Source organism: Defluviimonas sp. SAOS-178_SWC (genome assembly GCF_039830135.1).
In the GTDB taxonomy this organism is placed as follows: Bacteria; Pseudomonadota; Alphaproteobacteria; order Rhodobacterales; family Rhodobacteraceae; genus Albidovulum.
In genome coordinates this window covers 897934-918898 of the sequence record NZ_CP156081.1, presented here as the reverse complement: position 1 = coordinate 918898, position 20965 = coordinate 897934, and the positions used below count along the sequence as shown (strand labels likewise).

At 63.8% G+C, this 20965-nt stretch carries 26 protein-coding genes; 4 read left to right on the top strand and 22 right to left on the bottom strand.

Annotated elements, in window-relative coordinates; genetic code table 11:
* Genes V5734_RS05500 through V5734_RS05485 form a run of 4 tightly spaced genes read right to left on the bottom strand, consistent with a single transcriptional unit; the run spans position 1 to position 4343 of the window.
* Positions 1-972, bottom strand: a complete 972-nt coding sequence (locus V5734_RS05500; protein ID WP_347312500.1) for a 2-hydroxyacid dehydrogenase — start codon at positions 970-972, stop codon at positions 1-3.
* Between the two features lie 12 nt (positions 973-984).
* A complete protein-coding gene (gene sucD, locus V5734_RS05495) occupies positions 985-1878 on the bottom strand; it encodes a succinate--CoA ligase subunit alpha (RefSeq protein WP_347312499.1) in 894 nt (297 codons plus the stop codon).
* The gene (locus tag V5734_RS05490) at positions 1878-3074 is read right to left on the bottom strand and encodes a malate--CoA ligase subunit beta (protein WP_347312498.1); all 1197 of its coding nucleotides are present in this window, start codon (positions 3072-3074) and stop codon (positions 1878-1880) included. Before V5734_RS05490 ends, sucD begins: the two co-directional genes overlap by 1 nt.
* A 21-nt stretch (positions 3075-3095) precedes the next feature.
* Positions 3096-4343 carry an aminotransferase gene (locus V5734_RS05485; protein ID WP_347312497.1) on the bottom strand — a complete coding sequence of 416 codons (1248 nt, stop codon included), beginning with the start codon at positions 4341-4343 and terminating at the stop codon, positions 3096-3098.
* 375 nt (positions 4344-4718) lie between these two features.
* Between V5734_RS05485 and V5734_RS05480 the strand changes: the two genes are divergently transcribed.
* The 4 genes from V5734_RS05480 to V5734_RS05465 all read left to right on the top strand — a co-directional run bounded on the left by V5734_RS05480 (position 4719) and on the right by V5734_RS05465 (position 8076).
* Positions 4719-5321 (top strand): response regulator transcription factor, encoded by a 603-nt coding sequence (locus tag V5734_RS05480; protein ID WP_347313579.1) that lies wholly within the window; start codon positions 4719-4721, stop codon positions 5319-5321.
* A gap of 108 nt (positions 5322-5429) precedes the next feature.
* Positions 5430-6407: an HpcH/HpaI aldolase/citrate lyase family protein gene (locus V5734_RS05475; protein ID WP_347312496.1), complete on the top strand. Its 978-nt coding sequence runs from the start codon at positions 5430-5432 to the stop codon at positions 6405-6407.
* A 4-nt stretch (positions 6408-6411) separates the two neighbouring features.
* Complete coding sequence (locus V5734_RS05470; protein ID WP_347312495.1) at positions 6412-7659, top strand: glycerate kinase type-2 family protein; 1248 nt, start codon at positions 6412-6414, stop codon at positions 7657-7659.
* 246 nt (positions 7660-7905) lie between these two features.
* Positions 7906-8076 (top strand): hypothetical protein, encoded by a 171-nt coding sequence (locus V5734_RS05465; protein ID WP_347312494.1) that lies wholly within the window; start codon positions 7906-7908, stop codon positions 8074-8076.
* A gap of 517 nt (positions 8077-8593) precedes the next feature.
* On the opposite strand, the gene V5734_RS05460 is transcribed toward V5734_RS05465, so the two are convergent.
* The 18 genes from V5734_RS05460 to rpsH all read right to left on the bottom strand — a co-directional run bounded on the left by V5734_RS05460 (position 8594) and on the right by rpsH (position 20956).
* The gene (locus V5734_RS05460; RefSeq protein ID WP_347312493.1) at positions 8594-9904 is read right to left on the bottom strand and encodes a replication-associated recombination protein A; all 1311 of its coding nucleotides are present in this window, start codon (positions 9902-9904) and stop codon (positions 8594-8596) included.
* An 88-nt stretch (positions 9905-9992) separates the two neighbouring features.
* On the bottom strand, positions 9993-10583 hold the full coding sequence (locus V5734_RS05455; RefSeq protein WP_347312492.1) for an acyl-homoserine-lactone synthase: 591 nt from the start codon (positions 10581-10583) through the stop codon (positions 9993-9995).
* A gap of 62 nt (positions 10584-10645) precedes the next feature.
* A complete protein-coding gene (locus V5734_RS05450) occupies positions 10646-11257 on the bottom strand; it encodes a helix-turn-helix transcriptional regulator (protein ID WP_347312491.1) in 612 nt (203 codons plus the stop codon).
* 361 nt (positions 11258-11618) lie between these two features.
* Complete coding sequence (gene rplQ / locus V5734_RS05445) at positions 11619-12038, bottom strand: 50S ribosomal protein L17 (protein ID WP_347312490.1); 420 nt, start codon at positions 12036-12038, stop codon at positions 11619-11621.
* Between the two features lie 140 nt (positions 12039-12178).
* Positions 12179-13195, bottom strand: a complete 1017-nt coding sequence (locus V5734_RS05440; protein ID WP_347312489.1) for a DNA-directed RNA polymerase subunit alpha — start codon at positions 13193-13195, stop codon at positions 12179-12181.
* Positions 13196-13312: 117 nt separating this feature from the next.
* The gene (gene rpsK / locus V5734_RS05435; RefSeq protein ID WP_347312488.1) at positions 13313-13702 is read right to left on the bottom strand and encodes a 30S ribosomal protein S11; all 390 of its coding nucleotides are present in this window, start codon (positions 13700-13702) and stop codon (positions 13313-13315) included.
* Positions 13703-13716: 14 nt separating this feature from the next.
* Positions 13717-14085: a 30S ribosomal protein S13 gene (rpsM, locus tag V5734_RS05430; RefSeq protein WP_347312487.1), complete on the bottom strand. Its 369-nt coding sequence runs from the start codon at positions 14083-14085 to the stop codon at positions 13717-13719.
* Positions 14086-14263: 178 nt separating this feature from the next.
* Positions 14264-14923 (bottom strand): adenylate kinase, encoded by a 660-nt coding sequence (locus V5734_RS05425; protein ID WP_347312486.1) that lies wholly within the window; start codon positions 14921-14923, stop codon positions 14264-14266.
* An 11-nt stretch (positions 14924-14934) separates the two neighbouring features.
* Positions 14935-16296: a preprotein translocase subunit SecY gene (secY, locus tag V5734_RS05420; RefSeq protein WP_347312485.1), complete on the bottom strand. Its 1362-nt coding sequence runs from the start codon at positions 16294-16296 to the stop codon at positions 14935-14937.
* Positions 16297-16397: 101 nt separating this feature from the next.
* Positions 16398-16871 (bottom strand): 50S ribosomal protein L15, encoded by a 474-nt coding sequence (rplO, locus tag V5734_RS05415; protein ID WP_347312484.1) that lies wholly within the window; start codon positions 16869-16871, stop codon positions 16398-16400.
* 137 nt (positions 16872-17008) lie between these two features.
* Complete coding sequence (locus V5734_RS05410) at positions 17009-17665, bottom strand: MarC family protein (protein ID WP_432759666.1); 657 nt, start codon at positions 17663-17665, stop codon at positions 17009-17011.
* Positions 17666-17766: 101 nt separating this feature from the next.
* Entirely contained in the window at positions 17767-17916 is a 150-nt protein-coding gene (locus V5734_RS05405; RefSeq protein ID WP_347312482.1) for a hypothetical protein, read from the bottom strand.
* 146 nt (positions 17917-18062) lie between these two features.
* Positions 18063-18503 (bottom strand): GFA family protein, encoded by a 441-nt coding sequence (locus V5734_RS05400; RefSeq protein WP_347312481.1) that lies wholly within the window; start codon positions 18501-18503, stop codon positions 18063-18065.
* Between the two features lie 256 nt (positions 18504-18759).
* On the bottom strand, positions 18760-18951 hold the full coding sequence (gene rpmD, locus V5734_RS05395; protein WP_347312480.1) for a 50S ribosomal protein L30: 192 nt from the start codon (positions 18949-18951) through the stop codon (positions 18760-18762).
* Positions 18952-18962: 11 nt separating this feature from the next.
* Positions 18963-19529 (bottom strand): 30S ribosomal protein S5, encoded by a 567-nt coding sequence (gene rpsE / locus V5734_RS05390; RefSeq protein ID WP_347312479.1) that lies wholly within the window; start codon positions 19527-19529, stop codon positions 18963-18965.
* A gap of 113 nt (positions 19530-19642) precedes the next feature.
* Positions 19643-20002: a 50S ribosomal protein L18 gene (gene rplR / locus V5734_RS05385; RefSeq protein ID WP_347312478.1), complete on the bottom strand. Its 360-nt coding sequence runs from the start codon at positions 20000-20002 to the stop codon at positions 19643-19645.
* An 11-nt stretch (positions 20003-20013) separates the two neighbouring features.
* The gene (gene rplF / locus V5734_RS05380; protein ID WP_347312477.1) at positions 20014-20547 is read right to left on the bottom strand and encodes a 50S ribosomal protein L6; all 534 of its coding nucleotides are present in this window, start codon (positions 20545-20547) and stop codon (positions 20014-20016) included.
* Between the two features lie 10 nt (positions 20548-20557).
* A complete protein-coding gene (gene rpsH / locus V5734_RS05375; protein ID WP_347312476.1) occupies positions 20558-20956 on the bottom strand; it encodes a 30S ribosomal protein S8 in 399 nt (132 codons plus the stop codon).
* Positions 20957-20965: the final 9 nt, after the last annotated feature.

Genomic DNA, 20965 nt, shown 5'->3' with positions numbered 1-20965 from the left:
TCACGCGACCCGGTCTCGCGGCGCCTTGCCGTCGAAGAAGTCGATGAGGTTTTCCAGAACCCGGAACCCCATCGCCTCACGCGTGGCGCGGGTTGCCGAGCCGAGATGCGGCAGCAGCACGACATTGTCGGCGCCGAGCAGTTCCTCGGGCACATGCGGCTCCCGCTCATAGACGTCGAGGCCGGCGCCACCGATCGTGCCGAACCACAGGGCCTGCGCCAGCGCGTGTTCGTCCACCACCTCGCCCCGCGCGGTGTTGATCAGGTAAGCATCCTTGCGCATCAGGTCGAGACGGCGCGAATTGATGAGATGCCGGTTGGCCGCGCCGCCGGGACAATGGAGCGAGACGAAATCGCATTGCGGCAAGAGCTCGTCCACCGAGGCGACCTGCTCGGCATTGTAGCGCGCCAGCACCTCCGGCGCGATGGGCGAGCGGTTCTGGACGAGGATCCTCATCCCGAACCCGAAATGCGCCCGTTGCGCCATCGCCTGGCCGATCCGGCCGAAGCCGATGATCCCCAGCGTCGCGCCGGAGACCTTGGTGCCGATGAGATGGGTCGGGCGCCATCCCGACCACCGCCCTTCGCGAAGCTCGCGTTCGCCCTCGGCCGCGCGGCGCGCGACCATGAGGAGAAGCGTCATCGCGATATCCGCGGTGCATTCGGACAGGACATCGGGCGTGTTCGTGACCGTGATCCCGCGGGTCTTGGCGGCCTCGGTGTCGATGTGGGCAAACCCGACCCCGTAGTTGGCAAGGATCTTCGTCCGCGCGTTCTGCAGTTCAAAGACCGGCGCGGGCAAGCGGTCCGTCACCGTCGGAAGGATCGCGTCATAGGCCCCCATCGCATCGCGGATGTCCGACGGCGCCAGGGGCCGGTCGGCGCGGTTGAGGTCTACGTCGAAGACCTCGGCCATCCGCGCCTCGACCGATTCCGGCCAGCGCCGGGTCAGGAGCACTTTGGGTTTCGCCATTGCCCCCTCCCCTTACGCGGCCTTGCGGGTCAAGACCCTTGCGACGGTCTCACCGATGACCGATGGGTTCTCGGCGACGGTGACGCCGGCGGCGGTCAGGATTTCCACCTTTTCCGAAGCACTTTCACCGAAGGCCGAGATGATCGCCCCGGCGTGACCCATGGTGCGGCCCTTCGGCGCGGTCAGACCGGCGATATAGGCGATCACGGGCTTGGTCATATGCTCCTGGATATAGGCGGCGGCTTCGGCTTCCTGCGGGCCGCCGATCTCGCCGATCATGCACACGACATGGGTTTCGGGATCGGCTTCGAACCGTTCGAGGATATCGCGGAAGGACGAGCCATTGATCGGATCGCCGCCGATGCCGACCGAGGTCGACACGCCGATGCCGAGATCCTTGAGCTGTTGCGCCGCCTCGTAGCCAAGTGTGCCCGAACGCCCCACGATCCCGACATGGCCGGGCAGGTAGATATGCCCCGGCATGATGCCCAGAAGCGCCTTGCCCGGGCTGATCGTGCCGGCGCAGTTCGGCCCGGTCAAGACCATCCTGCGCTCGCGCGGGTAGCGCATCATGTAGCGCTTCACCCGGATCATGTCCTGCGCTGGGATGCCGTCGGTGATACAGACGCAGTAGCGGATGCCACCGTCGGCCGCTTCCATGATGCTGTCTGCCGCGAAGGGCGGCGGGACGAAGACAAGGCTCGCATCGGCGCCGGTCGCCTCGACCGCCTGCTTCACGGTATCGAAGACCGGCACGCCGAACACCGTCTCTCCGCCCTTGCCGGGCACGACGCCGGCGACGACATTGGTGCCGTAATCCAGCATCTCCTTGGTGTGGAACTGCGCCATCCGGCCGGTGATGCCCTGCACGATGACACGGCTGTCCCTGTCGAGAAATATGCTCATCAGACCGCCCTCATCTTGGTGTTCTGTTTCTGGTCGTTCTTCCAGGCCATGACGGCCCGCTCGGCCGCTTCCATGAGCGAGCCCGCGCGGATGATCGGAAGACCCGACCTCGCGAGGATCTTCTGCCCCTCTTCCACGTTCGTGCCGGCAAGCCGGACGATGACGGGCACGTCGACGGGGTTGGCCGTCAGCGCCTGCACGACGCCCTCCGCCACCCAGTCGCAGCGGTTGATGCCGGCGAAGATGTTGACGAGGATCGCCTGCACGTTTTCGTCGGACATGACGAGGCGGAACGCCTTCGCCACGCGCTCCGGCGTTGCGCCGCCGCCGATGTCGAGGAAGTTCGCAGGCTCGCCCCCGGCGAGCTTGATCGTGTCCATCGTCGCCATCGCGAGACCGGCGCCGTTGACGATGCAGCCGATGTTCCCGGTCAGGCCGATATAGGCAAGGCCGCGGTCGGCGGCGCGCGCCTCGCGCGGGTCCTCCTGGCTCTTGTCGCGCAGTTCCGAGACATGCGGATGCCGGAAGAGCGCGTTGCCGTCGAAGGTCATCTTGGCGTCGAGCGCGAGGATGCGGTTGTCGGCGGTGATCACCAGCGGGTTGATCTCCACCATCGTCGCGTCAAGTTCCCGGAACGCCCGGTAGCAACCCGTCAGGGTGCGGACCATCTGCTGGGTCAGCGCGGCGGGAATGCCGAGGGCGAAGGCGATCTCGCGGGCCTGGAAATCCTGAAGGCCCACCGCCGGCTCCACCGTCGAGCGCACGATCGAGTCGGGTCGCGTCGCGGAGATCTCCTCGATCTCCATCCCGCCTTCGGAGGAGGCGACGATCATCACCCGCTGCGAGGTCCGGTCAAGCACGAAGCCGAGGTAGATCTCGCGGGTGAAGTCTACCGCATTCTCGACATAGACGCGGTAGATGCCCTTGCCCTCCGGCCCGGTCTGATGGGTCACGAGCTTGCGGCCGAACATCTCGTTCGTGGCGTCCTGAATCTCGTGCTCCGAATTGCACAGCTTCACGCCGCCGGCCTTGCCGCGCCCGCCGGCATGGACCTGCGCCTTGACGATCCAGCGGTTGCCGCCAAGCTCGCGGGCCCGGTAGGCCGCCTGTTCGGGGCTGTAGGCCAGCCCGCCCTGCGGTACGTCCACGCCGAACCTGCCGAGGATTTCCTTGGCCTGGTATTCATGTATGTCCATCGTCGCCTCCCGTTTCCTCAGTTATTCGGCGGCCATCAGGTTCTCATAGGAGCCGCGCAGAACCTCCCTGATCGCGGCGATATCCAACCCCGCCCCCATCTCGTTCATCGCGGTCGCGAAGCGGATCACGATGTCGGTGATGGCCGCTTCGGAGAGCTGGTTGAGGATGCCGATGCGCACCTGCACCGGCTCCGACAGGGTCGGCCAGATGCCGAAGCCCTTGGCGCGGCAGGCCTGCACCAGCTCCTTCTCGCGCCCGGCGAGCGCGGGGGGAAGGTTGAGGACGACGAGGCTCGTCATGTTCGACGTCACCTCGCAGCCCATCGCGGATACCGCCTCGCGCAGCGCGCGTTCGTGATGCGCGTAATCGCGGGCCTTCTGCGCCTTGCCGTGCTGGAGGTTGATGCGAAGCGCCTCGTGGAAGGCGGCGACGGCATAGCCCGAATGGGTCCGGTGATAGCTGCCCGCCGGCACGTCCTTGCCGTCGGCGATGCCCCAATGGCGCGCTTCCAGAAGCGGATGGTGGACGTAGCTGTAGCAACCATTGGCCTTGACCTCGTCAATGTAACGGTCCGAAAAGCTCACTGGCGCATAGGTCAGCGGCAGGCAGAGAACGCCCTTCTGCGGGCAGGACGCCCAGCCGACGACACCGGGATAGTCGTCGATGTCGAAATCCTCGATCCCGAGGGAGGACACCGCATCGACCAGCCCGAGCACGCCGTGACGCTCGCAGGCATCGGAGAAGGCGCGCAGGTCGTTGATCCGGCCGGATCCGGTTTCCCAATGCGCCATGAAGGCCCATTTCGGCTTTTTGCCGGCAAGGGCCGGCTCGATCACCTCGGCGGTGACCGACTGCCCGTGCGGGACCACGACCATCGTCACATTCGCGGGCTTGGGGTCGAGCGGATTGGCGCGCAGGTCCTCGCGGCTCGATGCCTTCATGCGGATGGTCAGCCCGTCGATCCCGCTGAACGTGCCGTTGGTGAAGGCGACGACCTCGTCACCCGGCAGGATGGCGCTGAACAGGCAGTCGAGCCCGCTGAACCCGGTGCCGCCGACGCCGAACGTGTAGACGTTCTTCGTGCCCCAGACGATGCGCAGCATCTCCTTGGCCTCGACCATGCCGCGCAGGACATCGGCCTGCATGTGGTCGGCAAGGCCCGCATTGGCGAAGCTGGCAAGCACCCGCGCATCGGTATTGCCCGGGCCGGGCCCGGCGGCCAGCGTTTCCGGAATCTCAAGTTGCGGGAAAATTCGGATATCGCTCATCTGTCAGCCGTGCCTCGCTCAAGGGTCAATCTCACCTTCCGGACGGACCGGACGGCCTGCCACGGCAGGCCGACGGATGCCCCGAAGGAGGAAGCCGGGTCGCAGGGTACCCCGACAGCACATCGGTCAGATCAAGTCCGATCGCCCTCACGTTTCCCTGCGATCAACTTTCCTGTGTCTGATGAAAACCGTGATCGACAAATCCCGCAATATTCCTATATCCTGCTTTTGGGCATCTATTTGGATTGGTAAAAACCTATCCAAAGAGGTTGATATGCCATTGTATACGATGAAACACCCTGCCAATATGGGTAGTATTTAGGGAAAACCGTGCCGAAAGCGATGCAAAATATCGGGGAATTGCCCGTGACCGTCATGTTAGCGGACAGCAATCCGCTGGTGCTGACGGCGATGTCCGAGATTGTCGGCAAGGATGCCCGATTCTCTCTCGTCGCCACGTCCGCGACGGCCGAGGGCTTCCTTGGCACGGTGATGCGGATGCCGGTCCAGGTGGGCGTGATCGACTGGAACCTGCCCGCCCTCGGCGGCGCCAAGCTGATCGAGGTGCTGCGCGAACATCCGAACGCGCCGCGCCTCGTGGTCTATGGCGACGAAAGCTCGGACACCCCTCGCAAGGCGATGTCCGCCGGCGCGGCGGGCTTTGCCGCGCGGTCCGGATCGGTGGAGCGGCTTCTGGAAACCTGTCTTTCGGTCGCCAAGGGGCAGATGGTCTTCCCCTTCCTCGACGTGCGCAAGCTGCAGCAGGACCCGATCGAGCAACTGTCGCGGCGCGAGCGGGCGCTGTTGGAGGCCCTGTCGAAGGGCCTGACCAACCGCGAACTGTCCAGGGAATTCGACATCAGCACGAACACGGTCAAGTTCCATCTGTCGAACTTGTTCGAAAAACTGTCGGTGAAGAACCGGACACAGGCCATTGCCTTCTACTATGCCAACCGGGCGTCGAGAGGGGATTTCTGAAGGTCCGGAGCGCCGGAGCGTCATGAAAATTTTATTCTTGACTGGAAACGTCGCTTTCGCCGATGGCTTGTAGCCAGTCCCGACACCCCCAACGCAAGGAGCGTTCAGATGTCCTTCCACGTCATCCAGCAGGCCCCGGCCCGACTGAACCGCAGCGAACTCGCCGTTCCCGGCAGCGCGCCGCAAATGTTTGAAAAAGCAGCGCAATCCGAAGCGGATGTGATCTTTCTCGATCTCGAGGACGCGGTCGCGCCGGACGACAAGGCGCAGGCGCGCAAGAACATCATCAAGGCCCTGAACGAGATCGACTGGGGCCGCAAAACGATGTCGGTGCGAATCAACGGGCTGGACACGCACTACATGTATCGCGACGTCGTCGACGTGGTCGAACAGGCCGGCGAGCGACTCGACCTGATCATGATCCCGAAGGTCGGAACCGCCGCCGACGTCTATGCCGTCGACATGCTGGTCACGCAGATCGAGGACGCCAGGGGCTACAAGAAGCGCATCGGCTTCGAGCACATCATCGAGACGGCGCTCGGCATGCAGAACGTCTCGGAAATCGCCGGCGCATCGAAGCGCAACGAAAGCCTGCATTTCGGCGTCGCCGACTATGCCGCCTCCACCCGCGCCCGCACCACGATCATCGGCGGCGTGAACCCCGATTACTCGGTCCTGACCGACGCGGCCGAGGATGGCAGCCGCGCGGTCCACTGGGGCGACATGTGGCACTATGCGCTGGCCCGGATGGTCGTCGCCGCCCGCGCCAACGGCTTGCGCCCGGTCGACGGGCCGTTCGGCGATTTTTCGGACCCCGACGGCTACCGCGCCGCCGCGAAACGGGCCGCCGTTCTGGGGTGCGAGGGCAAATGGGCCATCCACCCGTCGCAGATCGCGCTCGCCAACGAGGTCATGAGCCCGTCGGAGGCCGAGGTCACGAAGGCACAGAGGATCCTCAAGGCCATGGAACAAGCGGCGGCCGAAGGCAAAGGGGCCGTGTCCCTCGACGGCCGCCTCATCGATTACGCGTCCATTCGCCAGGCCGAAGTCCTGGTCGAGAAGGCGCGGCAGATTTCGGAGGGCTGAACGATTGACCACCTTACGCGACAAGGCGAGGGAGCTCTTTGCGGTCGCTTGCCTTGCCGCGGATCCCGCTCAGGCGCTTCAGGCGGCGCTCGCGAAAGCGCCCCTGCCGCGCCCCGGGCCGGGGGGCGTCCTGCATGTCATCGCGCTGGGCAAGGCCGCGATTCCGATGGCGACCCTCCTCAAGGAGCATCTGGAGGGCGTCCCCTATCACATGATCGTGGTCACGAACTACGAGAACGCCCGCGACCTGCCCGGCGCGACGGTCTTCGCCGCTGGTCACCCCGTGCCCGACGAGAACGGCATCCGCGCCGCCGAGGCGGTGGAGCGGATGCTGACGTCCGCCACCGCCGCCGACCGGGTCATCGCCCTGATCTCCGGCGGCGGATCGGCGCTCTTGCCCGCGCCGGCCGGCACCCAGACGCTTGCCGACAAGGCCGAGGTCAATCGCCTGCTTCTGGCAAACGGATTCGAGATCACCGAAATCAATCTCGTGCGTCAGCATCTGTCGCGCCTGAAAGGCGGCGGATTCCTGCGCCGCGCCGCCCCGGCGCCGGTAACCGCCTACATTCTCTCGGACGTGGTCGGCGACGATCTTCGCGTCGTCGCGTCGGGACCGACGGTCGCGCCCATCGGCACCCGGCAGGAGGCCCGCGATCTGCTGCAAACGCGCGGCCTCTGGCCCCGCTTGCCGGAGCCGGCGCAGGCGCTCCTCACCAGCGACGCGGCCGAAGAACCGCTGCCCGCGGCGCATAACCTGCTCATCGGATCGAACCGGAAAAGCCTTGAAGCGATGGTCGCTGCCGCCGGTCCCGACGCGGTCATCGTGAACGACCATCTGACCGGCGACGTGTCCGGGGCCGCCACGTCGATCGTGGCCGCCGCGACGGCTGCCCGGAAAGGCCACCCGGCCCGCCTGATCTTCGGCGGCGAAACGACGGTGACGCTCAAGGGGTCCGGCCTCGGCGGCCGTAACCAGGAGCTTGCCTTGCGCGTGGCCATGACCATGCCGGACCTCGGCCGGGATTGGGTCTTCCTCTCCGGCGGAACCGATGGCCGCGACGGCCCGACCGACGCCGCCGGCGGCATCGTCGATGCCGGCACCACGGAGCGCATCCGCGCGGCGGGCGGCTCTCCCGAAGGGCTCCTTTCGAACAACGACAGTCACGCGGCCCTGAAACTGGCGGGCGATCTGTTGGTCACCGGCGCGACCGGAACCAATGTCGCGGATGTCCAGATCCTGTTGCTGGGGTGAACCAACCGACGACGCATCCCGCCGCACGATCGCATTCGCCCGCCGGGCGACCAGCAGGGCCCTCATCCTGGCGGCAGTCGGCGCCAGAGCCGCCGCCGTGGGGTCAGTAACCCGACGAGAACAGGGTAAGGTCGAAGGATGTTTTGGTGGACCTGACGGGAGAGGAATCGAACCGTCTATTTGCAGTCCTACAGTGTTGGGAACGCCATCTCGCGCAACTGGACCTTGACGGTCGGGAGCGTGAACATGAAGTATCCAAAAAATGATTTCAATGACTTAGCCAACAAGAAAGCAGACAGCATACCTGCACCGTTCCCGCTGCGCCTCAGCTTCGATGAGCGCGGGATTCTGGAGCATGATGCTGCGGGTCAGGCTCTTGGAGCCTACATCCGCGAGCGCCTGTTCGGCGGGACGTGACGCCCCGTTCTGTGACCCCTGAAAACTGGACCGCTTGAAGCTGGAGATTTCGGCTACGTTTCCCTGGCTGGGAGAGGAGCAGACTCGCATGAAGGCATCGAAGCTCACGGAGGCGCAGAAGGCGTTCATCCTGAAGCAGGGCGATGCAGGCGCGAGAAGAAGGACTCCACCGTGTTCGTATGCCCGAACCCGTACAGCACAACGCAGAGCGCGTATATGAAAAGGCCCGCAAAACCAGCCGCAACCCACGACAGCGCTGCATAGTCAGAAAACACGCCAGCCGCCCTTGCCGCCCAAGCTGGGAGGACGAAACTTGATGCCGGGAAAGCCAGCCCCTAAATCGCCGCCCCAAGCGACCAGCGCCATTCCAAGCCGGACCGAAACCGATTCAGCTTTTCGATCTTTCGCATGAGTGGAGGTTGCACCAACCCGAACCTCTTGTGGAGGCATTTCATTGACCCCCGCCCGGCTTGGTGCGTTTGATACATAACGCCGGATATTTCCGGCAAGATGAAGCTCAGGAACCGCGCTTGTCGCGGAGCTTCGCGAACCAGTCGAGGCGTTTTTTCAGTTCGCGCTCGTAGCCGCGCTCGACGGGCTGGTAGTAGACCGGGCGTTTCATGGCTTCGGGGAAATAGTTCTGCCCCGAGAATCCGTCCTCGGTATCGTGGTCGTAGGCATAGCCCGCGCCGTAGCCCTGCTCCTTCATCAGCCTCGTGGGGGCGTTCAGGATATGCTTTGGCGGCGGCTCCGACCCGGTCTTGCGGGCGCTGTCGCGGGCGGCCTTGTAGGCGACGTAGCCGGCATTCGATTTCGGCGCGAGCGCGAGATAGGTCACCGCCTGCGCGAGCGCCAGTTCGCCCTCCGGGCTGCCGAGCCGCTCGTAGACCTCCCAGGCATGGAGGCAGATCGTCTGCGCCTGCGGATCGGCAAGGCCGATATCCTCGACCGACATCCGCGTGATCCGGCGCGCGAGAAAGCGCGGATCCTCGCCGCCTTCGAGCATCCGGGCGAACCAGTAAAGCGCCGCATCGGGATCGGATCCGCGCACGGATTTGTGGAGCGCGGAGATGAGGTTGTAATGCTCCTCCCCGGACTTGTCGTATTTCGCCGCCCGGCGCATCAGGCGTTGCGACAGCGCCTCTGTGGTCAGCGGCGCCTCTATCTTCCAGGCGACGACCTGCTCGATCAGGTTCAGGAGTGCGCGGCCGTCGCCGTCGGCCATCTCGATCAGTGCCGCGCGCGCCTCGGCTTTGAGGGGCAGAGCCTTTCCCAGCTCCTTTTCCGCCCGCTGCGCCAGCCGTTCGAGATCGGCTGGTGTCAGCCGTTCCAGCACGATCACCTGCGCCCGGCTCAGAAGCGCCGCGTTCAGCTCGAACGAGGGGTTCTCGGTCGTGGCGCCGACGAGAAGGATCGTTCCGTCCTCCATATGCGGCAGGAATCCATCCTGTTGGGCCTTGTTGAAACGGTGAATCTCGTCGACGAAAAGCAGGGTGCCGCGCCCCTGCTGCCGGCGCAGCTTTGCGGCCTCGAAGACCTTGCGGAGTTCCGGCACACCGGTGAAGATCGCGCTGATTTGGACGAAGGCGAGATCGGTCGCATCCGCGAGAAGCCGCGCGATGGTGGTCTTGCCGACACCGGGCGGCCCCCAGAGGATCAGGGACGACAGGCTTCCGGCCCCGAGCATCGCGCCGAGCGGCCCGTCGGGGGACAGGACCTTTTCCTGCCCGATCACATCCGAGAGCGACACCGGACGCAACCGGTCGGCGAGCGGGCGGGAGGCCGCGGGCGCGGACGGATCGGCGGCGATGTCGAAAAGGTCGGACATGATGGCGACCATACTCTCCGCAGCGGGACGGCGGAAGACGCGAACATGCCCGACAATCCGACGCGATCCCTATCCGGCCGGGGCCGGTTCAATGCATCTTGGCCGACAGGTCAATCCGGACGCATTGGTAGTCGCCATCGTCGATGAACATCACCGGGCCCATCGCGGCTGCGGTCAATCCGCAGCGGCCATACCACCGCGGCCAGTTCGCGGGCGTGATCGCGATCAGCTGCGTGGCGCCAAGCTCCCGCGCCGATTTTACCATCGCGGCGACCATGTAGCCGTGCACCCGGCGCCGGATCATTTGCGGCGTCGAGTGGAGGACGAAGACGCGGGTGCATTCCCAGACGTACGGATCGACCGGCGCCTCCTCGTGGAGGAGATCGGGCGACAGGGAGGAGAGGAGCCCGCGCTGCGCATCGCGGATCATGTAGCTGTAGATGCCGCAGCGCGCGGTCGTCGGCGTCAGCCGGATGCCCGCATAGACCTGGCCCACCTCGTCGTGGATGGCGATCCAGCGGCTTGCCGGCGTGTCGTACTGATCGTACTCCATGTCGAGCGCCTCGGGCAGGTTCCACTGCTTCTCGACGATGAAGGACTGCTTTCGCGCCCGAAAGAGGTTCGCGAACAACTCTCCGTGGTTATGGAGATTTTCGAAGGACAGAACGGTGGTGTGCATGCGTGGTCTCCCGCTTGGTTGGTTCCTCGAGCCCTGCATGCAATGGAAAGATCGACATCTGGTTACAACAGCCTGTAATCCTTGGCGCGCTGGATCGCCTCTGCCGTTGTACGGGCGAGCAGTCTCTGCCGCGCGGACATCAGACGCGCCTTGAGCGCACTCTCGGATATGTTCAGTTTGGCCGCTGCCGCCGCGTGCCGATCCCCCGCCGCAATCAGCCGCAGGGCCTCGATCTGAGCCGTCGTTAGACTTTCAGGCGGCTCCGTGATGTCGTGGAGGCGCCGAACCAGATGCGCGATCTTGTCGATCTCCTCGTCGAGGAAATCGCGATCCGACCGTGCGAAACTCGAAATCGTCCGCGATCTGACGGGGCCGCAGGAGACAGTCATCCCGTAAGTCAGGCCAAAGCGCTTGGCCTCCTGAAACAATCCGAACGGGTCCGGAATACCGATGTCGGCCCACCGGCTGGCACCTTCGGTGCTGAACCCCCAAGCGATCGTGGGGTCGCGAAGCGCGTAGGCTTTCTCGGTGTAGTGATCCAGCCAATCCTGATTGTAGTTCGAAAATTGCATGAGCGGAGACGCATAACGGATGTGCAGGCCGATGAAGTATCCGGCCGGCGCCATGAGCGACAGCGTATGCAGGATGGGATCAAGCGTGGGCATTCCGGACATGTCCTTTTAGACAAGTTGCTTTAGTTCTGGTCAACCGTAAATTGTGCATCACTTTCGGCATATTTGAGGGTTAACACTTTGCGTACGATCAATCCCGGTCTTTTTACCAAACTCATGCGACTGCCCGAATCGGCACGCGCAGACCTGCTGGAATTCGTTGGTGCGACGCCCGTCGCGGACGCGCAGCTTTCGGGCATGATTGACGCCATCGCCGCGAAACTGAGCGCGGACCGGCGGAGCGTTCGTTTCGAGCCGAACTGACCTCGCGCAAGGATTGCGCGACCAGCCAGATCACCAAGACGCGAAAAACCCCGCCAGGAAACTGACGGGGTTTTCTCTTTCAGAACTTCCGCCGGCAGTATCAGGATTCTGCCGCTTCCTCGGCCTCAAGGCGTGCCTTGTCGGCAGCGCCCTTCGCCGCGGGGTCGCGGTCGACGAATTCGATGATCGCCATCGGCGCCATGTCACCGTAGCGGAAACCGGCCTTCAAGACGCGGACGTAGCCGCCCTGACGCTCCTTGTAGCGCGGGCCGAGAACCTCGAAGAGGCGCGCGACATGCATGTCTTGCTTGAGCTGCGCCGCGGCCTGACGACGGGCGTGAAGGTCGCCCCGCTTGGCCAGCGTGATCAGCTTTTCAATGATCGGACGCAGTTCCTTCGCCTTCGGAAGGGTGGTCTTGATCTGTTCGTGTTCGATGAGCGACCCGGCCATGTTGGCGAAGAGCGCCTTGCGGTGCTCATGGGTGCGGTTCAGACGGCGGTAGCCGCGAGCGTGACGCATTTTTCAACTCCGTTTAGCGTTTTGCTTTGTCCGGCGGCCGTGGTCCTCGGTCCGCTCTCCTTGGGGCTCATCGCCCGGGTCTTCCCCGCCAGCGCGGGCATTTCGGGGGGCCGTTTAGGTCACGGCCCCCTCGAAGTCAATCAGAACTGGTCTTCGAACCGCTTGGCGAGATCCTCGATGTTCTCCGGCGGCCAGTCCTCGACATCCATGCCGAGGTGCAGGCCCATGCCCGAGAGCACTTCCTTGATCTCGTTGAGCGACTTGCGGCCGAAGTTCGGGGTGCGGAGCATCTCCGCTTCGGTCTTCTGGATGAGATCGCCGATATAGACGATGTTGTCGTTCTTGAGGCAGTTCGCCGAGCGCACCGACAGTTCGAGCTCGTCGACCTTCTTGAGCAGGAGCGGGTTGAACTCCAGCCCTTCCTCGGCCTCGCCCTTGCCGGCGGCTTCCGGCTCTTCGAAGTTCACGAAGATGCCAAGCTGGTCCTGCAGGATGCGGGCGGCATAGGCCACCGCGTCATCCGGCGTCAGCGAGCCGTCGGTTTCGATCTTCATCGTCAGCTTGTCGTAGTCGAGCACCTGGCCCTCGCGGGTCGGCTGGACCTCGTACGACACCTTCTTGACCGGCGAGTAGATCGCGTCGATCGGGATCAGGCCGATCGGAGCGTCTTCGGGGCGGTTCTTGTCGGCCGCGACATAGCCCTTGCCGGTATCGACCGTCAGTTCCATGAAGAGGTCGGCACCCTCGTCGAGGTGGCAGATCACGTGGTCCTTGTTCAGAACCTCGATGCCGTTCGATTCCGAGATGTCGCCGGCGGTGACGACGCCCGGACCCTTGGCGGAGATCGACAGGCGCTTCGGCCCCTCGACTTCCATCTTCAGGCTGACGCCCTTGAGATTCAGAACGATGTCTGTGACGTCCTCACGCACACCGGCGACCGAGGAAAACTCGTGCAGGACGTTGTCGATCTGGACCGAGGTGATGGCCGCGCCCTGAAGTGACGACATCAACACGCGGCGCAGCGCGTTGCCGAGCGTCAGGCCAAAGCCACGCTCCAGCGGTTCGGCCACGAGCGTCGCCTGACGCTGCGGATCGTTGCCCGGCTTCACATCAAGCTGCTGCGGCTTGATCAGTTCGGCCCAATTCTTGTGGATCATGCGTTCTGCCTCCATACCTGTTCCCGGCCCATGTCCGAAATCCGGGAACGCCCGAGGAATATAAACGAAAGCGACCCGGGCCGCGCGACAGCACGGCCCGGGGCGCTGATAAAGTCGTCAGACGCGGCGGCGCTTCGGCGGACGGCAGCCGTTATGCGCGATCGGCGTCACATCACGGATCGAGGTGATGTTGAAGCCGACGGCGGCCAGAGCGCGCAGCGCCGATTCACGGCCCGAACCGGGGCCCTGAACTTCGACCTCGAGGGTCTTCACGCCGTGATCCTGCGCCTTGCGGCCGGCGTCTTCGGCGGCCATCTGGGCGGCATAGGGCGTCGACTTGCGCGAGCCCTTGAAGCCCATCGTACCGGCCGAGGACCAGGCAATCGCGTTGCCCTGAACGTCGGAGATGAGGATCTTGGTGTTGTTGAACGAGGAGTTCACATGAGCAACGCCAGCGGCGATGTTCTTGCGTTCCTTTTTCTTCATGCGGGTCTTATCGCGTGCCATTTCTCAACGCCCCCTTATTTCTTCTTGCCGGCAATGGCCTTCGCGGGGCCTTTGCGGGTACGAGCGTTGGTGTGGGTCCGCTGACCGCGCACCGGCAGGTTGCGGCGATGGCGCAGACCGCGGTAGCAGCCGAGGTCCATCAGACGCTTGATGTTCATCTGGACTTCGCGGCGAAGGTCACCCTCGACCGTGTAGTTGGCGTCGATATGTTCGCGGATTGCGAGCACTTCGGCGTCGGAAAGTTCGTTCACACGACGCGCCGGTTCGATCTTCACGGCCTCACAGATCTTGTGGGCGATATCGTTACCGATGCCGTGGATATACTGAAGGGCGATGGGGACGCGTTTCCCCGTCGGAATGTTGACGCCAGCAATACGTGCCACGCGTATTTTCCTTTCGTTGCGGTTCCGTAGCGCCGGAACCTTTTTTCACAACACTGGCCCGAGGGCACGAGACCTTCGGGCCGGCTTCTTCCGGTTTGATTCGTCGAGGTCAAAACCCCAGCAAATCAAGACGATTCTCAATCGAGACGCCGTGACCTAGTGGGTTTCCACCGCCGCGTCAAGACGCGGCGGTCCGATCCAGCACAACCGCAATCGATTTGGCCACATCGTCGATCTCGGCCAGCCCGTCGACGGGGGCGAGCTTGCCGTCGTGGTAGTAATAGCCAATCAGCGGCGAGGTCTTCTTGTAGTATTCCATCAGCCGCTGTTTCAGCGTCTCGGGATTGTCGTCGGCGCGGTGGCGAAGATCGTGCGAACCGCAGACGTCGCAGGCGCCTTCCTTGGCGGTCGGCTTGGTCGTCTTGTGATAGACCTCGCCGCAATTGCCGCAGGTAAAACGCCCGGCGATGCGGTCGACAAGCGCCTCGTCGTCGACCCGCATCTCGATCACCGCGCCCAGCGACTGGCCCGACCGGTCGAGGAGGTCGGCCAGCGCATCCGCCTGAGGCAGCGTGCGCGGGAACCCGTCGAAGATGAATCCAGACCCCTTGGCGGATTTCATCTTCTCGTCGATCAGGCCGATAACGATCTCATCGGTCACAAGCTCGCCGCGCGCCATGATCCCCTCGACCTTGCGGCCAAGTTCGGTGCCGTCGGCGATCGCCTCTTTCAGCATGTCGCCGGTGGACAGCTGCACCATCCCGCGTTCTTCCACCAGACGGCGGGCCTGAGTTCCCTTGCCCGCCCCCGGCGGCCCGAGCAGAATGATGTTCGTCATTGGTGTCCCCCTTAGCGACGGGTCGGAGCCTTCCGCGCCCCACCGCGCTTTTTCCCGCGCAACTGGGACTTTTCAATAAGCCCTTCGTACTGATGCGCCAAGAGATGCGACTGGATCTGGTTGATCGTGTCCATCGTCACGCTGACGACGATCAGGACCGAGGTGCCGCCGAAATAGAACGGAACCGCGAGTTGCGCGCGCAGGATCTCCGGCAGAAGGCAGACGGCAGCAAGGTAGGCCGAGCCCACCACGAGCACCCGCGCCACGACGTAGTCGAGGTAGTCGACCGTCTTCGCGCCCGGACGGATCCCGGGAATGAAGCCACCCTGGTTCTTCAGATTCTCTGCCACGTCATCCGACTTGAACGCCACGTTGGCAGTGTAGAAGTAGGCGAAGAAGACGATCATCGCCGTGAAGAACAGAAGGTAGAGAGGCTGGCCTGGACCGAAATAGGCCAGGATCGTCGACATGATCGGACCGGTCTGCGAGCCGGAGAAGGTCGAGATCGTGGTCGGCAGCAGCAGCAGCGACGAGGCGAAGATCGCGGGGATGACGCCCGCCGGGTTGACCTTGATCGGCAGGTGGCTGGACGAGCCGTCATAGACCTTCATCCCGACCTGCCGGCGCGGATACTGAATATGGATCTTCCTCAGCGCCCGCTCCATGAAGACAACGAAGGCGATCACCGCGATGACCATCAGGATCACGCCGATAATCACCGGGGCGGAGATCGCTCCGATCCGGCCCTGTTCGAAGAACTGCGCCAGCGCGCCGGGGATGCCCGCCACGATACCGACGAAGATGATGAGAGAGGTGCCGTTGCCGATGCCACGGGCGGTGATCTGCTCGCCAAGCCACATCAGGAACATCGTCCCGCCGACAAGGGTAACAACGGTCGCCGCCTGAAAGAAAAGCCCGGGATCGTGCGCCAGATCTCCCGCCTCCAGGCTGCGGGCAAGGCCGTAGGCCTGGAACGTGGCGAGAACCACCGTGCCGTAGCGGGTATACTGGTTGATCTTCTTTCGACCCTGCTCGCCTTCCTTCTTCAGCTGGTCAAGCGCGGGAACCATCGCCGTCAGAAGCTGGACGATGATCGAGGCGGAGATATAGGGCATGATGCCGAGGGCGAAGATCCCCATCCGGCCGAGCGCACCGCCGGTGAACATCTGCAGCATGCCGCCGATGCCCTGAGTGGCGCTTTCCATGAACTTCCTGAGCGCCTCTGCGTCGATCCCCGGCACCGGGATATAGGTGCCAAGACGGTAGACGATCAGCAGACCGAGGGTGAAGAAGATGCGTTGGCGAAGATCGGTGGCCTTGCCGAGGGCCCCCCAGCTCAGGTTCGCCGCCATTTGCTCTGCAGCAGATGCCATACCAGTCTCTTTCATGGACAGCGCCGCCGAACCGTTTCCCGGTCGGCGGCGCTAGGAAAACTTGTGTGTATGTAAGCGGCGCGACCGCCGCCCACAACAACTTATTCAGCCGCCGTCGCAGTCGTGACCGAAAGCGAGCCGCCAGCCTTCTCGACCGCGGCAATCGCGGCTTTCGAAGCGCCGGTTACGGCGAGCTTCAGCTTGGACGAGACCTCGCCCTTCGCGAGAACGCGGATACCGTCGAGTTTGCGGCGAACGATGCCGGCCGCGACCAGCACGTCCTCGGTGATCTCGTTCTTCGCGTCAAGCTTGCCGGCTTCGACGAATTTCTGGATCAGGCCGAGGTTGACGACGGCGAATTTCTTGGCGTTCGGCTTGTTGAAGCCGCGCTTCGGCAGACGCCGGTAGAGCGGCATCTGGCCGCCTTCATAGCCGCCGATGGCCACGCCCGAACGGGACTTCTGACCCTTGATACCACGGCCGGCAGTCTTGCCCTTGCCCGAACCGGGACCGCGCGCGACGCGCTTGGATTTCTTGGCGGCGCCGGGATTGTCCCGGAGTTCATTCAGTTTCATGTCGCTTCTCCTTCGCCGGAAGAGCCCCGCCAGCGACGGATGGGACCACACGGCATTTCTTGCTTGTTGAGTCGGGCCCTCGGGGCCACCGGGGGCGTATAGACGTGTTGGGCCCACGGATCAAGGCCCGCTGCGCTCTATTCCTCTGTTACCATCCCCCCCTCCGGGAGGGCAAGGACACCGAGGGCATCGAACCCGTTCAGGACGGAATCCACCGCAACCGTGGCCAGGACGATGCCCATCACCCGGCTGACGATGTTGGCACCGGTATTGCCGATGACGCGCTTCAAAGGCCGCGCGAGCAGCAAGACGGCCAGAGTAATCGCGAGAACGGCGACCAGCAGCAGCCCCGTCACCATCTGATCGGAAACGGTGTTGCGGTGGTTGTCGGTCAGGATGACCACCGCAAGCATCGCTCCCGGTGAGGCGATCGACGGCATCGCCAGCGGGAAGACAGCGCCGGACATGTGATCACGCTCCGCCTCCTCGATCTCGCGCGAGGGCTTCGCATCGCCGAAGATCATGGTCAGCGCGAAGAGGAAAAGGATGATCCCGCCCGCGATCTGGAACGAACCGAGGCGGAGGCCAACCCCTTCCAGCAGGAACTGGCCCGCGACCAGAAAGAAGAAGAGAACAAACCCGGCCACCACGACTGCACGGGCGGCCAACCGCCAGTGGAGCGCTTCCGGCACACCCCGCGTGGCGAAGTAGAAAACCGGCAGCGTTCCTATCGGGTCGATGACGACGAGAAGTGTGACGAACTCGCGCACGAGAGTCGAAATGTCCAAGTTCACCGTGCCGCCTGCCCTTCGCCTGCCATGAATCAGTTCGCTCGGTAACTCTAAACGAAAAACGCCCCGGAGAACCGGGGCGTCGCTACATTTTCTGGGTCATATCAGGACTGGTGGCTGCGCGTTTCACGCAGGTAGTCCGTCCAGTAAGGCGCGGGTTCGGCCGGCACGATCCAGGCGAAAACACGGTCCATGCTGCAGATCGCGCGGATCACTTCAATCAGAAGGCCGGGACGCCGTTCAACCAATTGCATTTTCAACTCCTCAAGCAACCAAGCTCGTTGCCGCAGAGATAAACCGGCTTCAGAACGACGACCACCAACGATCTGTCAGCCCCGCCATGCACCGGACGCATGGAAACTATTGCGTCCGGCGCAGGGCGTGTGCCGAGCTCGGGGGTCTACCCTGCTGCGGGCCAGGTAAATTCTGGCCGCAGCCCCTCATAGACCGGACGCCCATCGGTCGGCTTCGGATAGCCTTTGGACGTGTCCCAGAAGGCGTGATAGGTCGCCTTGGGAAAGCTGGCATCGTCGTAGCCCATCACGTTCGGCACCGCGACACGGATGCGCTTTTGCTTGTCGTCGAGCATCAGCACCGCCCCGCAATCCTCACAAAGGCAGATCTCGAGCGGGCCGTTCGGGTTGTCGGCGTTGAACGGCACGCGCTTCATTGCGGCCTCGTTGTCGGTCTTCACGTCGCCGTGGTTGAAGAACGCCACATGGGTTGTGTGCTGGCCGGTCACCTTCTTGCACACATTGCAATGGCATTCGTGGTTGTCGATCGGTTCGGCAGAGGCGCGCACGCGATGATGCGCGCACCCCCCCACATACGGGCTGGACATTATTTCCTCCTCCAGAATCCGTGCCTGTTCGGGCACGCGTGTAGAGTTTCACGCCAATCCCGCGCAAAAAGCGATCTAAAATTTGATCCAGCATTCGGGGGCACGTGACAGCCCCCAAAGACCCGCCGAAGGCAGCCGGGTCAAGTGCAGTGGACAAGTCCCCCCCGGCATCGCACCGGCCGGGTCATCTGTGTCCAGATGCCAAAAAAAACGCCCCGGAGAACCGGGGCGCTTTTCTGGTGTTCTTTGCGCCGACTCAGCCGCGCTCTTCGACGATCGTCACGAGGTGCGGGATCTTCGCGACCATGCCGCGGATCGAGGGCGTGTCCTCAAGCTCGCGGGTGCGGTTGATCTTGTTCAGGCCGAGCCCGATCAGGGTGCGGCGCTGGATGTCCGGGCGGCGGGCGGCGGAAGCGATCTGCTTCACGACGATGGTTTTCTTGGCCATGTCTTCGTTCCTCACGCTTCGGCAGCTTCGGCCGGGGCCTCAGCTTCAGGCTTCTTGAGAATGTCCGCAACCTTCTTGCCGCGACGCTGCGCGACCATGCGCGGGCTCGATTCGAGCTTGAGACCGTCGATCGTGGCCCGGATCATGTTGTAGGGGTTCTGCGAGCCGAGCGACTTCGCGACAACGTCCGCAACACCCAGCATCTCGAACACGGCGCGCATCGGACCACCGGCGATGATCCCGGTACCGGCCGGAGCCGTGCGCATCACGACGCGACCGGCGCCATGACGGCCCTCGATGTCGTGGTGGAGCGTGCGGCCGTCACGCAGCGGCACGCGGATCATGGAGCGCTTGGCCTGCTCGGTCGCCTTGCGGATCGCTTCCGGCACTTCCTTGGCCTTGCCCTTGCCGAAGCCGACGCGGCCGCGCTGGTCACCGACCACCACGAGGGCCGCGAAACCGAAGCGCTTGCCACCCTTCACGGTCTTCGAAACACGGTTGATCGCGACGAGGCGATCGGCGAATTCCGGGGTTTCCTCGCGCTCGCGACGGTCCCGGCGCTGTTCTCTCTCTGCCATGAGGCATTCCTTGCTTGGTGGCGCGGCTTCGCGCCGTTAGGTCCAATCCTGGTGTCCCCGACTGGATCGGGGACCCGGATCATCGGGGCGGCGCTGGGCGCCACCCGCCTTCGTCAGAACTTCAGACCACCTTCGCGGGCGGCATCGGCCAGAGCCTTGATCTTGCCGTGGAAGAGGAAGCCGCCGCGGTCGAAGTAGCACTCTTCGACACCGGCCTTCTTCGCGCGCTCGGCAATCGCCGCACCGATCTTCTTCGCCGCTTCGACGTTGTTCTTGCCGACGACACCCAGATCCTTCTCGAGGCTGGAGGCCGAGGCGAGCGTCACGCCGTTGACGTCGTCGATCAGCTGCACGCTGATGTTCTTGGAGGAGCGATGGACCGAAAGACGCGCGCGCCCGTCGGCCATCTTGCGAAGCTTGTTCCGGACGCGCAGGCGGCGCTTGAGGAACAGATCCCGTTTGCTGTTTGCCATGATGTGCGTCCTTACTTCTTCTTGCCTTCCTTGCGGAAGATGTACTCGTCCTTGTACTTGATGCCCTTGCCCTTGTAGGGCTCCGGCGCGCGCCATTCGCGGATATTCGCCGCGACCTGGCCCACAAGCTGCTGGTCGATTCCTTCCACAACGATCTCGGTCTGCTTCGGGGTCGTGACGGTCACGCCCTGCGGCACCTCGAAATTCACTTCGTGGCTGTAGCCGAGCGACAGTTTCAGGACATTGCCCTGCATCGCGGCCCGGTAGCCGACGCCGTTGATCTCAAGCTCTTTCTTGAAACCGCTCGACACGCCCTCGACGAGGTTCGCGACCATCGAGCGGGACATGCCCCACTGCTGGCGCGCCCGCTTCGAGGTGCCGCGCGGCGTGACGTTGATGGCATCGCCGTCGATGGCGATGGTCACATCGTCGGTGGCCGAGAAGCTGCGGGTGCCTTTCGGCCCCTTCACTTCGACGGTCTGGCCCGAGACGGAGGCAGTCACGCCCTTGGGCAGCTCGACCGGTCTTTTTCCAATACGAGACATCCTGCCCTCCTCAGAATACGGTGCAGAGCACTTCGCCGCCGACATTGGCGGTCCGTGCGCTTGCATCCGACATCACGCCCTTCGGCGTGGAGACGATCGAGACACCGAGGCCATTGCGAACGGACGGAATGTCCTTGACGCTCGCATAGACCCGACGGCCCGGCTTCGACACGCGCTTGATTTCGCGGATCACCGGTGTGCCTTCGAAGTATTTCAGGCTGATTTCCAGCTCCGGCAGGCCGTTGGCCCCCGTCACCTTCTCGTAGCCGCGAATATAGCCCTCGCCGGCCAGCACATCGAGCACCCAGGCGCGAAGCTTGGAGGCCGGCGTACGGACGGTGGACTTGCCCCGCATCTGCGAGTTGCGGATGCGGGTCAGCATATCGCCGAGAGGATCGTTCATCGACATATCTCGGTC